Source organism: Thalassolituus sp. LLYu03 (genome assembly GCF_050507655.1).
Lineage (GTDB): Bacteria > Pseudomonadota > Gammaproteobacteria > Pseudomonadales > Oceanobacteraceae > Venatoribacter.
Genome location: NZ_CP191496.1, coordinates 1,789,852 through 1,804,735, shown reverse-complemented (window position 1 = coordinate 1,804,735; position 14,884 = coordinate 1,789,852). Strand labels below are relative to the sequence as shown.

Sequence of the window (14,884 nt, the reverse complement as noted above, 5' to 3'; positions counted from 1 at the left end):
ATATGGATATTAATAAAGCGAAAATTCTCCTTGAGAACCTTCTTGACCGGATTGAAGAAGGGGACGATGGAAAGTATCGAATACTGGGAAGTATTACGCCCAAAGAAATCGAAGCGCTTCGCTATGTAGTCTCCGCAAATGTGCTGAATGACGATAGAGGAAGTGTTGGCGCCACTGATAGTGGGTCTAGTGGTTCACCATCACCAGCAGATCCGATAGATAACTCCAATGAATCGCAAGCACCGCTAGTCTCAAATCACGATTCCGAAAATGATGAAAAGATTGAACTCAATCTGTCGTCTGTATCTTTGCCTCATCGTGATTCAAATTACCGCGTATGTATGGATTTTGGAACGGCAATGTCCAAGGCTACGTTTGTCCGTGATGAGAATGACGACGATCTTGAGTTTATCGAAGTTCTGGAACTAGGCATTCCGGGCGATCAGGAAGGCGTTGATGAATATATGTTGGTTTCATCGGTATATATCGATGCGGAGGGTAAACTTTGGTTCGGCCACAATGCTGTTCAGCAAGCTCAGCTGGCTCCTGAAGATGGCCATGAAAGAATCGACAACATAAAGCGAGCATTGTCTGAGGACAATTTAGAATCGCCCTTGCCGTCTGCCTTTAATCCAACTTCTCATGAATTGACATATGAGCAAATTGTACTTGCCTATCTGACGTTCTTTACCTGGACCATTAATCAGGCGCTGACCAGTGGAATGAATGGCATGGATATTTCTTGTAACTTCAACAGGCGCTTTGCTATGCCATGTTTTCCTCGTGCTAATGCACGCCGGGTTGAGGAAAAGTTAAAGACCATGTTGGGGGAAGCACAGGTGCTTTCTGATACATTTGGAGATGAGATACATCAAGGCCTCTCTCTTGCTCGCTTCTTGAAAGCACTGCAGTTACTCCGGACTGAGAAGCGTATATATCCATTCATCGATGGCAGTATAACTGAGCCTCTTGGTGTAGCAGGTTCTCTACTAAGCTGGAAGAAGCCGCTGGATTCTCTGGCCCTGGTTGTGGATGTCGGAGCTGGTACCAGTGACTTTAGTCTGTATCGCCTGAATGTGGCGGTTGAAGATAATGAAGTGGTCACAGGCACAGGGGCCGGAGAGGTTGAGGGTACTGCTCGTGGTATAACAGAAGCGGGAAATCACTTGGATCATATCCTCTTGGGTTTGATCATCCAAAAGTCCGGTGTCGACTCCTCTCATCCTAAGTATCTTAATATTTTGCATGCCCTGAAGAGGGATATTCGTGATTATAAAGAGTCACTATTTGGTCCGAATGAAGCGGCTTTTGTGACACTTTACACTGGGGAACACGTTGATATCCCTCTTGAAGAATTTTTACAGCACCCGGCCGTTCAGCTTTTTGAAGAGTCATTGCGTTCTACGATGATTGATATACTGGAATCCGCTGATCCCAGCTGGATTGATTGGGTAAAAGCGAACCCACGTAGAAACTTAACACTTGTGTTGACTGGTGGTGGCGCGACCTTGCCTATGGTCAGAAGGCTGGCTGAGAGGGCAGTGACAGTAAATGGTGTTGAAATACCTGTCGCGCCTTCACAGGTATTTCCAGCTTGGTTACAGGAAGACTACCCTGATCTGGAAGATCATTACCTGCGCGTGGCAGTCTCCTTGGGTGGAGCGCGGAAGTATACAATCAGCTCCCTTGGGCCATTAAAGTCGACCGGCATTGGACTGGGTGAATACAAGTGGAGTCCCTCATTTACGGGGTCTTAATATATACCTCAGCCTGAATTGTGTTGAGTAAGAAACAATGAACAAAGACCATGAGAACCTTTTGTACTCGTGGTGACAGAGAGAGCTATGAAAAAACTGAAAATGCATTCCCCAAATCTCACGCAAGAGAACATCGCCCGTATCCGTGATTTATTTCCGGGCTGCGTGACTGAAGCCAAAGGCGAAGATGGCAGCGTCAAGCTGGCCGTAGATTTTGATCAACTGCGTCAGGAGCTTTCAGAATCCATTGTTGAAGGCCCGCAGGAGCGCTACCACCTGAACTGGCCGGGTAAACGCGAAGCCTTGCTCGCAGCTAATGCACCGATTGCTAAGACGCTGCGCCCATGTCGTGAAGAGAGTGTGGATTTCGACACCACCAAGAACCTCTTTATTGAAGGTGACAACCTGGAAGCGTTGAAGTTGTTGCAGGAGACCTACCTCGGCAGGGTCAAGATGATCTACATCGATCCACCGTACAACACTGGAAAAGATTTTATTTATGAGGACGATTTTTCAGAAACCACAGAAGAATTTCTAAAAAAATCCAACCAGAAGGATGAACAAGATAATCGATTGGTTTCAAACGCTGAATCCAATGGACGTTTCCATTCCGACTGGCTGAGTATGATATATCCGCGTTTAAAATTGGCGCGTAATTTGTTACGTGATGATGGTGTTATTTTTATCAGTATTGATGATAACGAAGTAGCAAATTTAAAGAGGGTTTGTGATGAGATTTACGGCGCTCATAATTTCGTTGGGATTCTTTCTGTTGAGAATAATCCAAAAGGACGTAAAAACTCGGCATTTATATCTGTTAGTTCAGAGTATTGCATGATTTATGCAAAAAGTAAAAACGACACTTTTTTTGTCGAAAATATTCCGAAAAAATCAACCGACATGACTATTGATGAAGACGGGAACTTTGTTCATGGGAGTGGGAAGAGAGTTTTGGTTGGTGAGAATAGCTTCAACACTCCGGTCTCTAAAATTGAATCGGAGAAAAATTATTCAGTCTATTATCGTTCAAGCGACAGGGGATTGGTAATTAAAAAAGAAGAATTTGGAGAAACTGATAGTCAGCTAATTGACGATGGTTATACTAAATATTTCTCACACTACTGTGGTTGCTTGATTGAGAATACATATTCTGAGGGTAAGTTTTACGAGCTTTTTCAGAATCGGGCACTTGAGTTCTCCAGTGACAAAATTTATGAGAAAAATTTCAGTGACACAATAAGAATTAAGAGTCAACTTACAAATCGTGAGTATGAAGCCATAGTGCAGGGTGTAAAACAAAAGTACAGTATGGAGCTGACAACAACAGGTGCTGGTACATACATTAAGAAACTCTTTAATATTTCGGATACTCCGTTTTCCTCTCCGAAAAATATTGGTTTTATAAAAATATTAGTTTCACTATTCAAAAGTGAAGACTTCATTGTTCTTGATTTTTTCTCTGGTTCATCTACAACCGCAGACGCAGTGATGAGACTGAACGCAGAAGATGGTGCTAATCGAAAATTCATAATGGTTCAGCTTCCTGAGTCCCTTGATGAAAATCTTGAAAAAGCAGTATCTGTCCAAGAAAAGCAAACAATAAAGAGTGCTATTTCTATATGTGATTCAATTAAAAAGCCGCACTTGTTGACTGAAATATCAAAAGAGCGTATTCGTTTAGCAGGTAAAAAAATTTTAGAAGAAGGATCTGCCAAAGGTTGGAGTAGAGATACCGGTTTCCGTGTTCTCAAAGTAGACACGTCCAACATGGCCGACGTTTATTACTCACCAGATTCGCTTAATAACACCGAGCTTGATCTGTTCGTCGACAATATCAAGCCCGAGCGTACAGCTGAAGACCTCCTGTTCCACGTAATGCTGGACTGGGGCGTTGATCTGGCGCTGCCTATCAGCAAACAGTCCATTCAAGGCAAGGATGTGTTTTTAGTCGATGGCAATTCTCTGGTTGCCTGCTTCGATGCTTCAGGCAGCATTGATGAAGCCTTTGTTAAAGAACTGGCCAAACATGAGCCGCTGCGCGTGGTTTTCCGCGATGCTGGCTTTAAAGACAGCTCGGTAAAAATCAATGTGGAGCAAATCTTTAAGCTGCTGTCACCCATTACAGAAGTGAAGTGCATTTAAGTAAGGGTGCTGAGTATGAAGCTTAAATTTAAAGTACAGGACTATCAGAGCAAAGCTGTAAAAGCCGTGGTGGATTGCTTTGCCGGGCAAACACCGCAGCACGGTGGTGTTCGCTATCGGCTGGATACAGGGGCGGCTAAAGCTGCGCCGGCCAGCCCGCAGGCTTCGTTAGTGTTGGAAGAAGAATCAGTGTCCGACTTTGAAGCTGCTTTCCGTAACGCGGATGTGACACTGAGTGAAACCGCATTGCTGGATAACATTCAACAGCTGCAGCGCTTGCAGAACCTGCCAGAATCTGCCGACTTGGTTAAAACCAAGGTCAGTAAGATTAACCTTGATATCGAGATGGAAACCGGTACGGGTAAAACCTACTGCTACATTAAGACCATTTTTGAACTGAACAAGCTGTATGGCTGGAGTAAGTTCATCATCGTGGTGCCCAGCATTGCCATCCGTGAAGGGGTGGCTAAATCGCTGGAGATTACCGCCGAGCATTTTCTGGAAACCTATCAGAAAAAAGCCCGTTTCTTTATTTACAACTCCAAGCAGCTGCACCATCTGGAAAGCTTTTCGTCGGATGCCGGCATTAACGTGATGGTAATTAACGTACAGGCGTTTAATGCGACGGGTAAAGACAACCGCCGTATTTATGAAGAGCTGGACGACTTTCAGTCGCGTAAGCCCATCGATGTTATCAGCGCTAACCGGCCCATTCTGATTCTGGACGAACCGCAGAAGATGGAAGGTGGTAAAACGCTGGATTCCTTAGTGAATTTCAAGCCGTTGATGGTGCTGCGTTATTCAGCCACCCATAAGACCACCCACAACAAGATTCACCGTCTGGATGCGTTGGATGCCTACAACCAAAAGCTGGTAAAGAAAATTGCCGTGCGCGGTATCGCTACCAAGGGGCTTGCGGGCACCAATGCCTACCTGTATTTGCAATCCGTCGAGATTTCCAGCAAGAAGCCCCCTGAAGCCCGTGTGGAGCTGGAACAAAAGCTGGCCAGCGGTGACATTAAGCGGGTGCTGCGTAAGATCAAGAAAGGCGACAACCTGTTCGTGTTGTCGAATGAGCTCGACCAGTATCGCGTTGGCTTTGTGGTGGCCGACATCAATGCCGTTACCGATACCATCAGTTTTACCAATGGCGTAGAGCTGAGCGTAGGTGAGGCGATAGGGGATGTGAGCGAGGCCGCCTTGCGCCGCATTCAGATTCGGGAGGCCATTAAAGCTCATTTCGACAAAGAGCAGGCGCTGTTTCAGCAGGGCATTAAGGTGCTGTCGTTGTTCTTCATTGATGAGGTAGTGAAATACCGCGATTACAGTGCTAAAGACGAAAAGGGCGAATACGCCCGCGTGTTTGAAGAGGAGTATCAGCTGTACCTGAACGAAGTGATGGATCTGGTGGAGACACCCTATATCCGTTACCTGAAAAGTATTGCTGTGACAGACACGCACAGTGGTTACTTCTCGATCGATAAAAAGACCAAGAAGCTGAAAGATCCCGATGTGGAGAAGCGTGGTGAAAACGCCGGTCAGTCGAATGACGTAGATGCCTACGACCTGATTCTGAAGAACAAAGAACGCCTGTTATCGCTTGATGAACCCGTGCGTTTTATCTTTTCCCACTCGGCGCTGCGTGAAGGCTGGGATAACCCCAATGTCTTCGTGATCTGTTTCTTGAAGCATCCCGACTACAACAACGTGGTCACGCGCCGACAAGAGGTTGGTCGTGGTCTGCGTATTGCCGTGAATAAGCTCGGCGAGCGGATGGATCACCCTGCTACTGTGCATGAAATTAACGTGCTGACTGTGGTGGCGAGCGAAAGCTTCAAGGAGTTCGTGACTGCGTTGCAGAAAGACATTAGCGATTCGCTGTCAGCGCGTCCTCGCGTGGCGGATGAGGCTTACTTTACCGGCAAGGTGTTGAAGACGGAGTCTGGTGATGTCGAGGTCACACCTCAGCTCGCTAAGCAGATCTACAAGTACCTGCTTAAGCACGACTACACCGACGACGCAGATCGCATTACCAGCGCGTATCACGAGGCCAAGAAAGACGGCGCGCTGGCTGCATTGCCCGCCGAGTTAGCGCCGCACGCTGAGCAGGTGTTCAAGCTGATTGAAAGTGTCTTCAGTGAGAGCCAGTTGCCCGAAATTGGCGACGACCGCAGGCCCAAGAAGAACCCGCTCAATGCCAACTTCGAGAAGCGAGAATTTAAGGAGCTGTGGCAGCGTATTAATCGCAAAGCCGCTTACAGCGTTCAGTTTGATGATGCCGAGCTGATTCAGAAATCGGTAGCCGCCTTGAACGACAAAGACAATGGCTTGCGGGTGACATCACTGCAATTCACGGTACAAACCGGTGAACAGGCTGCTGAGGCCACCTACGACGATCTGAAGTCGGGTAATGCCTTTACCGTGAAGGAAACCGTGATTGAGAAGAACCAGTATTCGGCTCATTCAATGGTTAAGTACGACCTGATCGGCAAGGTTGCTGAAGGCACACTGCTGACCCGCCGCACCGTGGCTGAAATTCTGCGTGGTTTAAACGCAGCGGTATTTGCACAGTTCAAAACCAACCCGGAAAGCTTCATTGCCGAGGCGATTCGCCTGATTAACGAGCAAAAGGCCACCGTCATCATCGAGCACCTTGCCTACGATCCGGTCGAGGATAAGTTCGATCTGGACATCTTCACGGCCGGGCAGACCAGGCAGGACTTCAGTAATGCGGTCAAGACGCCCAAACACCACATCTATGACTTCGTGCTGCCTGATTCAGGCTCGAAGCCGGAGCGTGATTTGGCAGAGGCGTTAGAGGCCAGCGCTGAAGTCGTTGTGTACGCCAAGTTGCCACGCGGTTTTCTGATCCCGACACCGGTAGGCGATTACAACCCGGACTGGGCTATTTCGTTTAAAGAGGGCGCGGTGAAGCACGTTTACTTCGTTGCTGAAACCAAGGGCTCCATGTCGTCCATGGAGCTGCGTGGAATTGAGCACTATAAAATTAGCTGCGCCCGTAAGTTCTTTGACGCCATCAACAAGAAGTACGCACCCGAAAACGTGAAGTACGACGTGGTAGATAGTTTTGGGAAGTTGATGGAAGTTGTAAGGTAGTAATCGTGTGGGTGTGAAAGTAGCCCGGCCCCGGGCTACTGTAACCAGATCGATATTTGCGATTCTATTGAATCGTTGAGTAAAGCCAAGCTGAGCATGCGATCGCTGCTAAAGAGACAATCAAAGAGCCTATTGCCAAGTATCGATGAAGAGCAGAGGCCTCGGCATGCTTCTGAAGTTCTTCAATTATTACTTTTTGCTTTTTCAGCTCTTTGTTTAAAGCAAGAATTTGATTTGTATGTATCTTGTCTTGCTCGACGCTTTCCCTATTTATTGTCTCGGTTGTCTTCTGAAGATCGTCAATGAGACGCTGGTGTAGAGCATCATTCTCGTCACTTCGGCTCATTGATGAGTCGATTTTCGAACTTAGCTCTGAGCGTATTTCTACGACGTGATCTTCTGTTTTCTGCTTAAGAATATGGATCTTATTCTCAATTTCTTGTGCTCGTTGTTTGCTTCCCTGGTCTACACTTCTTAGTTCGTCAGAGTGTTTTTGTTGCAGTAACTCAATCTGAAGCTGCTTGTTCGCGAAGTCTTCGGCTTCCTGCATCACAATCTGGGCGAACTCTTCACCGTTTTTGTTAAGCTCGACGATGTCGCCGCCGTGATTTTTGAAGCCTTCTGCCATCATTCTGGCCATGGCGCTGTTCATTGCTTTCGAAAGTTTTCCGTTGAGCTGGGTGTAAACAATAAGTGCGCGCATAAGCTCGTTCATTTCATGAACAGCTTCGTTAGTTGCTACTAGTGCTTCAGAGGTGGCTTCTGCTTTCTTCGATGTACCGAAACCAAGAAAATTGATTTCCATTTTTTCGGCGTCTTTGGATTTTCTTTTGGCGGTAGCGATTCTTTCGCTGGATTCATGGATCTTCTCCATGATAGCGGTCGCCACCTTCTCTCCGTAGGTATCAAGCTCATCTTTCCTGAGAACTTCAAAATTAATGGTGGAAATTTCTTTAAGCACATCTTCTGCTGTGTCTTTAGAAACTTTCTTGGTTGCCACTTTTGAAGATTCATTAGTCATAACTTTTGTTGTTGTACTCATTTCAATTCCTTCTGCTTTTCATTTTCTCTATGGCTAGCTTGTATGAATAGACACTTTTCTTAACTTCAGAATTTGACTCCTGCATGATGAGGCGGGTTTCATGGACTAATGCTGCTTGCTCTTCAGCATCTTTGAAGAAGGCCTTGAATGCATCACCCATCGATATCCAGCTGAGCATGGTTGAGTATTCAACGACAACGCCGCTTTGATATACTAGCTGGATGTGTAACTTGTCTTTTTTAGATTGATTTCTGAAGCTATCCATAAGGTATATTACTAGGGTGGTCAGAACACCACCGAGAATGGATGATAGCGTGACTGCGATAATGTCGCTAACCGTGCGTGGCTCGCCTGGGATTGGTACAGGAAACATCATCAGGGGCTGAAGTCCTGGAATGGCTTGCAGAAATTTTTCGATAGCAGCACTAAGTCCAAGAGAGGCTGCGCCAATAATTCCGGCCGTCATGATTTTTACAGCCTGATATCGCGCTTCCTCTTTCGATAATCCCGGTGGTGGGTTGGCAATGATTTTTATGGCCTGGACTAAAGAGACGAATCCTGCACGGATCATGCTTACAAATTTCTTAAGGGTTGTTGCGAAGAGATTGATTGAAAACACAAGGAGGTTCGAGAAAAAGGCAGTCATTCCGGCTTCAATTGAGCCGGTAAATATGTCCTTCCAGTTTTCTTTGAGCTTTTGAATGACCCTGGACATTCTTTCTTTGAATGAGGCAAATATCTCACGTAGGGACATCGTTTTCCGGTTCTTGAATGCTTCCTTGATGGCAACAAAGAATTCGTGTGTAAACTCTCTCAGGATAACACCAAGTGCGGAGTATGCTGCCATTCTTGCTGCATCTGCTGCCCCGCTTTGGGCGAGCTCAATAGAATATTTCTTTATTGCTTCTTTGTTGAGTTTCGATTCGATGTGCTCTCTGGCGATTCGGTCAAGTTCAAGGGCTTTCTCACGATCGACTTCGAATCGTTTACCTTTGGTTGTGCCAGTCTTTTTGTCGGGTTGATCTAACCAGTCTGCCATCTTTTGCGAGCCTTTGGATTGATTCAGGCTGGCGTCTGTGAAAGCGAGGTTGGCATCGTCCGTTGCCATCTTTGCCCGTTGTTCTGGGGTCATGTGTAAATGTGCTTTTGCTTTCGACTCAATCTCTTTGGCTGACACAATGTGATCGATGTGTGCACGTCCATCTTTAGGAAGAGTTTTTCCTGTATAGGCGTCCTGGATTGTTTCTTGAGTTTTGAATGTAGCCTTTCTCTGACCTGGCAGGGGTTTGTCGTACCTTATTTCATCCCTGACTTCTTTCCAGGGGCGACTGCCATCGTTGTTCGCTATGAATTGATCATACTTTGCATGATCCGCCTCACTTGAGGTGATGCCCTTTTCAAAGTTATGAGTGGTCGTTACGCTACCGCCATCCTTAGCAGTAATAAACAAACTGGCGAGGCCGAATTGGCTTGATATTGAATTGATTGCGCTGTCTTTGCAGGCTTCAATCAAGGACGAACCTTCCAGATCAGCTATTTGATTCTTGAATCCTTCGAGGTCGGATAGGGCTTCCGATAGCCCATGCTCGGCTTCAAGTTTAATCGTGCCGAGTTCGTCCAGGCGGGCGAGTTCTCTTTCTAGAACATCAAATTCAACGAATGTGAGCAAAGACTCTTCTTTAGTGCCTACCATCCTGTTCTCCCTGATTGGCAGCTATCCATAAATATGTCAGCGACACATTAGCAGAAGAGTAGGTGGCCCCCAAGTGCTTTAGCTATCCAGCGTCAGTTCCGTTATCTGACTGGATTATTGCGACAAATTTCAATGTGCTTACCCAGCAACTCCCAAGCCTCTGCCTTTTCCTTTGCATAGTCGTAATGCAGGTAATGGCGTCTTACCTTTGAGCCCTGCAGAACATGATTCTGACAGCGATCAATGATGTCTAATGGTATTCCTAAGCGTTGCATGATGGTTGCTCCTGTGCGTCGCAGATCGTGTGGCGTCCATTCTCTTTCTTCTCCGTTAGTCAGCACCAAGGAGTCGTCATGCGTGCGATTGCTCATGGGGCCTGATCGATTCTTGTACTTTATCTGTCTGTCTCCAATTTGTTTCGAAACTGTCTTAAGGCAGACGTGAGTCTGTTTGTCTTTCGATGGAAAAGCGTATTCGCAGTCCCCGGTTAACTGCTTCAGCTCTTTGAATTGACCAAGAACAAAATCAGAAAGGTAAACCGTATGGTCTTGTGATCGTCCGGCATGTGCTTTGGTGTTTTCAGCTGGTATATGCCAGATGCGCTTTTCGAAGTCGATATGAGCCCATTTAGACTGCAGCAGCTCACCAATACGGCACAGGGTGCCCAGGCAGATCCAGATGGCACAAGTGGATTTTGCATCCAGAGGTCTGGAGCCAGTGTATTTTTGACCCGCAGGAAGGGCTGCGTAGGTTTCAACCATGTTTTTAATGCGTTGATGAAGCTCCGAGATCTCTTCATCAGTCAGGGTTCGGTCCCGTTCTTCCCGATAGTCCTTATCCAGAATCATCTTCAGATTGACGAGCTCGCAGGGGTTGCCATCAGAGAGAAGTGCCCGCCAGGGCTTGCGCTTTTCGGCCCAGCGTAGCATCTGGGCTATGTCATTATTGAGCACGACAACCGTACGATTAAGGCCACGGGCTTTTGCTGCTTTGAGGACTTTGGTGATATCCAGGTCCGTCAGGTGGCGAATGCGGACATCCTTCAGGGGGGGGAGAACGTCTTTCAAGAATGAGCGCTTTAAGGCCGCATTGTTGTCTTGCCTGGCAACGCCATGTTCTAACCATTCTTTGAATAGATCGTCAAATGTCAGGTCTTCAGGGGTTTTTATTGAATGCGTTGCAATCTCATTCTCAAGTAACCGTTGGGCTTCATATTTGGACGCTTTCTTTGCTGTTGCGGGATCAATGTTTGATTTCACCAGGTTCATAGCCTGGTCACGTTCTTTGCGGATATGGGCAAGTGCCAGCTTTGGCCACGAACCAAGCCGGATGTCGCGCTTTCTGCCTTCGAATTTGTATTCGTAACGGAATAGAACGGTAACGCCTTTTACACCTACGCGGACTTTGGCAACGAGCCCGTTATCCTCCCGAAAGGTTTTGTTGTCATCATCGGGGGTCAGGGCTTCTAGTTGCTTCTGGGTTAGCTTTGTCACTTTAAATTTTGCCCCACTTTTTGCCCCACCAAAGATTGGAGCTATAGACGGATGTTGGTGGATGGTTCTGGACGTTAGTTTGCCGTTGAGGCCCATTCTATCTGGGGTTTATGATTCCGTCATCGTCTATGACAATCTGTGGAGGTCTATTTAATAAATGTATGGGGTGCAAGGGGTAGGAGGTTCAAATCCTCTCATCCCGACCATTTATCTAAGCCGTTGTGGCTGCACCAGAAGCCATTCTGGTGGCACTAAAAATCGCCTTTTAAACCAATCTACGCACTGAACCACAAGCCCATGTTTGGGTTGTCCGGGTTCCGCTCCCCGCTATCCGCTTTTCCTGATCCATTCAATGAAACGCCGTTCGTTCAATTCGCCCATGCCAGCCTGCGTTATTGTTCATAACGTCATCCGGTTCGCTGAACAGTTAGTTAAGTTTTGTAAGTAGACGATTCGCGCCAGTGGTTGGCCGTGTATCATAATACCTGAGTAAATCAATCAACTACTAAGGGTGTGGGTATGCACGGACATTACGATCTGACGCTCGTCACTGTGTCGTATCTGGTGGCGATTCTGGCTTCGTATTGCGCACTGTATTTCGGTGCCCAACTGACCGGAGTATTAGGCGGCAAGCGCGCCCGCTGGCTGGGATTGGGTGCCTTTTCTATGGGGCTGGGGATCTGGAGCATGCATTTCATTGGCATGGGCGCCTATCAGATGCACGCACCTATGTCCTACGATCTGGAAATGACGGTGATCTCGGCGGTTGCCGCGGTGCTGGCTTCTGCGCTCGCTCTGCATCTGATCAGTCAGCAGGCGGTCAGCGTAGTGAAACTGGTGCTTGGCAGTCTGGCCATGGGCGGCGGTGTGGCCGCGATGCACTATCTGGGTATGGCGGCCATGCGAATGACGCCGTCGGTCAGTTACGATCCGTTATGGTTCAGTGTTTCTATCGTCATCGCAGTCGTGGCGTCCGGTGCGGCGCTGGCGATCTGCCGCTACAGCCAGACGCTGGTTGGCCGTCGGGCAGTTGCGTTTCAGGGGGTGGCTGCACTGGTGATGGGCGCTGCAATTTGTGGCATGCATTACACAGGGATGGCCGCGGTGGAGTTTCCCTCAGGAGCGGTTTCCGACCCGGCCAACGAACTGAGTGGCGGTGTTATTTCCGGTGCTGTGGTGGTGGCGGCGTTGTGCTTTATCGTGATTTCCATGCTCACTGTGTATACGGATGTGAAAGCCCGCCTGCTCGAAGAGGAGCGTCTGGCGCGCGAAGAAGCCTGGGTGCAGAGCAAGGCGTTTACCGATGCGGCCACCGGCTTGCCTAACCGCGCCGGGCTTGAGCGCTACCTGCTGGATTCTGTGGTTGGTGGTCCGTCTAAGGCCAGACCTTTCTCCGTGGTGATGCTTGAGGTTGCCAATTTCCGCGACATAGGCACGCAGAACGAAAGCAGTGCGCTGATGCATGAGCTGGCGCGTCAGCTGAAAGAACATATGCCACACGACAGCTATCTGGGTCGCTATTCAAACTCGACGTTTGGTGTGGTGGTGCATCAGGATCATGACCATACACTTGCGCACATGACAGACGTGCTGGCAGAGCGCCTGCGTCACATGGGGCGTGATATTCGCTGGAAAATCGGCCACAGCCGCTTTCCGCTGACGGGGCATTCCAGCCGGATGCTAATTCTTGAGGCGCTGCGCACCGAGCCTACCTGAACAATTAAGGAGCCTCTGAATAACTCTGCACAGCTCTGCGCGAGTCTGTCCGGGCTGTAGAGCAAGGCGGCGAATGCAGATAATGGCGGGTCCTTTTCAAGTTCGCCAACGCCGCTATACAGCCCGGAAAGCCGCGCCCTGCGGGGATTGCAGGAAAGCCCTGACTCGGTGTCGCCGGTTTTTGACAGAGCCCGCTATGCCTGCAACCCGGCTTCGTGATTCAGAACTTTCCTTCAATCCAGAACGGGCACCGAGTTATTCAGAGGCTCCTTAACAATCAGTAACTGCAGGGGGCAGCCGGTGTGGTATCTTAGCTGCCCTTTTTTAATGCACGTTTTACCGTTATGGCCATTTCATCGATCACATCCGACGACTGGAACGGAATCTACTCCGTCCAGCAGAACGCTTACACAGACATCGAGCCCGAGAGCATTGATGTACTGAAAAGTAAGTGGGAAGTGACGCCGGAAACCTGTTTCGTCAGTCACTGCGAAAAAGGGCACATTGAAGCCTATGTACTGGCCCATCGCTGGGCGGGTAAAAAACCACCGAAACTGTTCAACGCCGTCGAAAAGAGCGTGGCGTTGCAGCAGGCGGAAGGTCTGTACCTGCACGATCTGGCGGTGCATGAGCGGGCGCAGGGTAAAAAACTTGGCCAGAAACTGGTCAATGCCGTGCTCAGTCAGGCGCGCCAGCTGGGCGTAAAACGTGTGAGTCTGGTGGCCGTACAGGGCGCCGACCGCTTCTGGCAAAAGCAGGGGTTTAAACCCTGCACCGACACTGAGATCTGCGCCAGCTACGGCGATGATGCGGTGTTTATGGAACTTGATTTACAGCCCGGCGCAAACGCGTAACGGGCTGAATAAAAAAACCGGAGCATACTCCGGTTTTTTTATTCAGGTTTTCAGTTGCAAAATACTCAACGGAACGCGGGAATCACGGTATTGCCGTAGTGGGCAATAATTTCTTCTTCATCGCCACTGTCCAGATAAATATTGAACTGAGTGGCGCCCGCTTCCTGCAGTTTTTTCACTTTGGCAATATGAGCGTCGGGTTCACCCAGTACGCAGAAGCTTTCTACGATGTCCGCTGTGATGAAATCCAGATACGGGTTATCGCTCTGGCCATGTTTGGAATAATCGTAGCCACGGCGCTTTTCGATGTAATCGGTGAGGCTTTTTGGCACCAGACCGGAATCTGAACCGTATTTTTCCACGATGTCGGCAACGTGGTTACCCACCATGGCCGGGAACCATTTGGTTTTTTCAATCGCGTATTCTTTTGTGCCGAAGTAAGCGGGTGCCGCGGCCACCACTTTAAAATTCGACATATCACGGCCTGCGGCCTTACCGGCTGCAATGGCTTGTTCGGTAAACCATTTCACCAGATCCGGCTCACCGATCTGCAGAATCAGACCATCACCGTGTTCGCCAGCGGTTTTCAGTGCCTGCGGACCATAGGCGGCAATGTGTACCGGCAGTTCATAACCCACGGCCCACGGGAACTTAACCGGCACCGGGCATTCGTCGTACGTTACTTCTTCACCGCGTACCATGGCTTTAACTTTCTGGGTAAATTCGGCGACGCGGGCGAGGGTAGCTGGCTTTTTACCCATCACGCGGTTGGCAGAATCACCGCGGCCCAGACCAATTTCAAAGCGGCCTTCACTTTGCAAGGCCAGGCTGGCAAAGGTACTGGCCGCATGCGACCAGTCACGCACGTCGGGGCTGGTTACGCACGGCGCGAATTTCATTTTCTGGGTGTGTTCCATGCACATGGCCATGGCCACCATGGACTCACGCCACAGAATGTGTGAATCATAAAACCAGCATTGTGTGAAACCGGCGGCTTCTGCCTGACGCACCAGATTGCGCGCACGGCTCGGGCTGACAAAGCCTTTGAAGGTAATACCAAATTCCATAGT

9 protein-coding genes are annotated in these 14,884 nt (G+C 48.6%); 5 read left to right on the top strand and 4 right to left on the bottom strand.

The features are described 5' to 3' along the window. Positions 1-2 precede the first annotated feature (2 nt). The 3 genes from ACQUQU_RS08155 to ACQUQU_RS08145 all read left to right on the top strand — a co-directional run bounded on the left by ACQUQU_RS08155 (position 3) and on the right by ACQUQU_RS08145 (position 7,016). The gene (locus ACQUQU_RS08155; RefSeq protein WP_430462749.1) at positions 3-1,757 is read left to right on the top strand and encodes a hypothetical protein; all 1,755 of its coding nucleotides are present in this window, start codon (positions 3-5) and stop codon (positions 1,755-1,757) included. Between the two features lie 87 nt (positions 1,758-1,844). Next, positions 1,845-3,899 carry a site-specific DNA-methyltransferase gene (locus tag ACQUQU_RS08150; RefSeq protein ID WP_430462748.1) on the top strand — a complete coding sequence of 685 codons (2,055 nt, stop codon included), beginning with the start codon at positions 1,845-1,847 and terminating at the stop codon, positions 3,897-3,899. A gap of 15 nt (positions 3,900-3,914) precedes the next feature. Then, entirely contained in the window at positions 3,915-7,016 is a 3,102-nt protein-coding gene (locus ACQUQU_RS08145) for a type III restriction-modification system endonuclease (RefSeq protein ID WP_430462747.1), read from the top strand. A gap of 64 nt (positions 7,017-7,080) precedes the next feature. On the opposite strand, the gene ACQUQU_RS08140 is transcribed toward ACQUQU_RS08145, so the two are convergent. From ACQUQU_RS08140 to ACQUQU_RS08130, 3 genes are all read right to left on the bottom strand, one after another. Continuing rightward, entirely contained in the window at positions 7,081-8,058 is a 978-nt protein-coding gene (locus tag ACQUQU_RS08140) for a hypothetical protein (protein WP_430462746.1), read from the bottom strand. Position 8,059: 1 nt separating this feature from the next. Next, on the bottom strand, positions 8,060-9,751 hold the full coding sequence (locus ACQUQU_RS08135; protein ID WP_430462745.1) for a hypothetical protein: 1,692 nt from the start codon (positions 9,749-9,751) through the stop codon (positions 8,060-8,062). Positions 9,752-9,852: 101 nt separating this feature from the next. Further along, entirely contained in the window at positions 9,853-11,244 is a 1,392-nt protein-coding gene (locus tag ACQUQU_RS08130) for a tyrosine-type recombinase/integrase (RefSeq protein ID WP_430462744.1), read from the bottom strand. A 519-nt stretch (positions 11,245-11,763) separates the two neighbouring features. On the opposite strand from ACQUQU_RS08130, the gene ACQUQU_RS08125 reads away from it, so the two are divergent. Both ACQUQU_RS08125 and ACQUQU_RS08120 read left to right on the top strand, forming a co-directional pair. After that, positions 11,764-12,960, top strand: a complete 1,197-nt coding sequence (locus ACQUQU_RS08125; protein WP_430462743.1) for an MHYT domain-containing protein — start codon at positions 11,764-11,766, stop codon at positions 12,958-12,960. A gap of 344 nt (positions 12,961-13,304) precedes the next feature. Next, positions 13,305-13,814 (top strand): GNAT family N-acetyltransferase, encoded by a 510-nt coding sequence (locus ACQUQU_RS08120; RefSeq protein WP_430462742.1) that lies wholly within the window; start codon positions 13,305-13,307, stop codon positions 13,812-13,814. 65 nt (positions 13,815-13,879) lie between these two features. On the opposite strand, the gene ACQUQU_RS08115 is transcribed toward ACQUQU_RS08120, so the two are convergent. Beyond that, positions 13,880-14,881 (bottom strand): TIGR03842 family LLM class F420-dependent oxidoreductase, encoded by a 1,002-nt coding sequence (locus ACQUQU_RS08115; protein WP_430462741.1) that lies wholly within the window; start codon positions 14,879-14,881, stop codon positions 13,880-13,882. Positions 14,882-14,884: the final 3 nt, after the last annotated feature.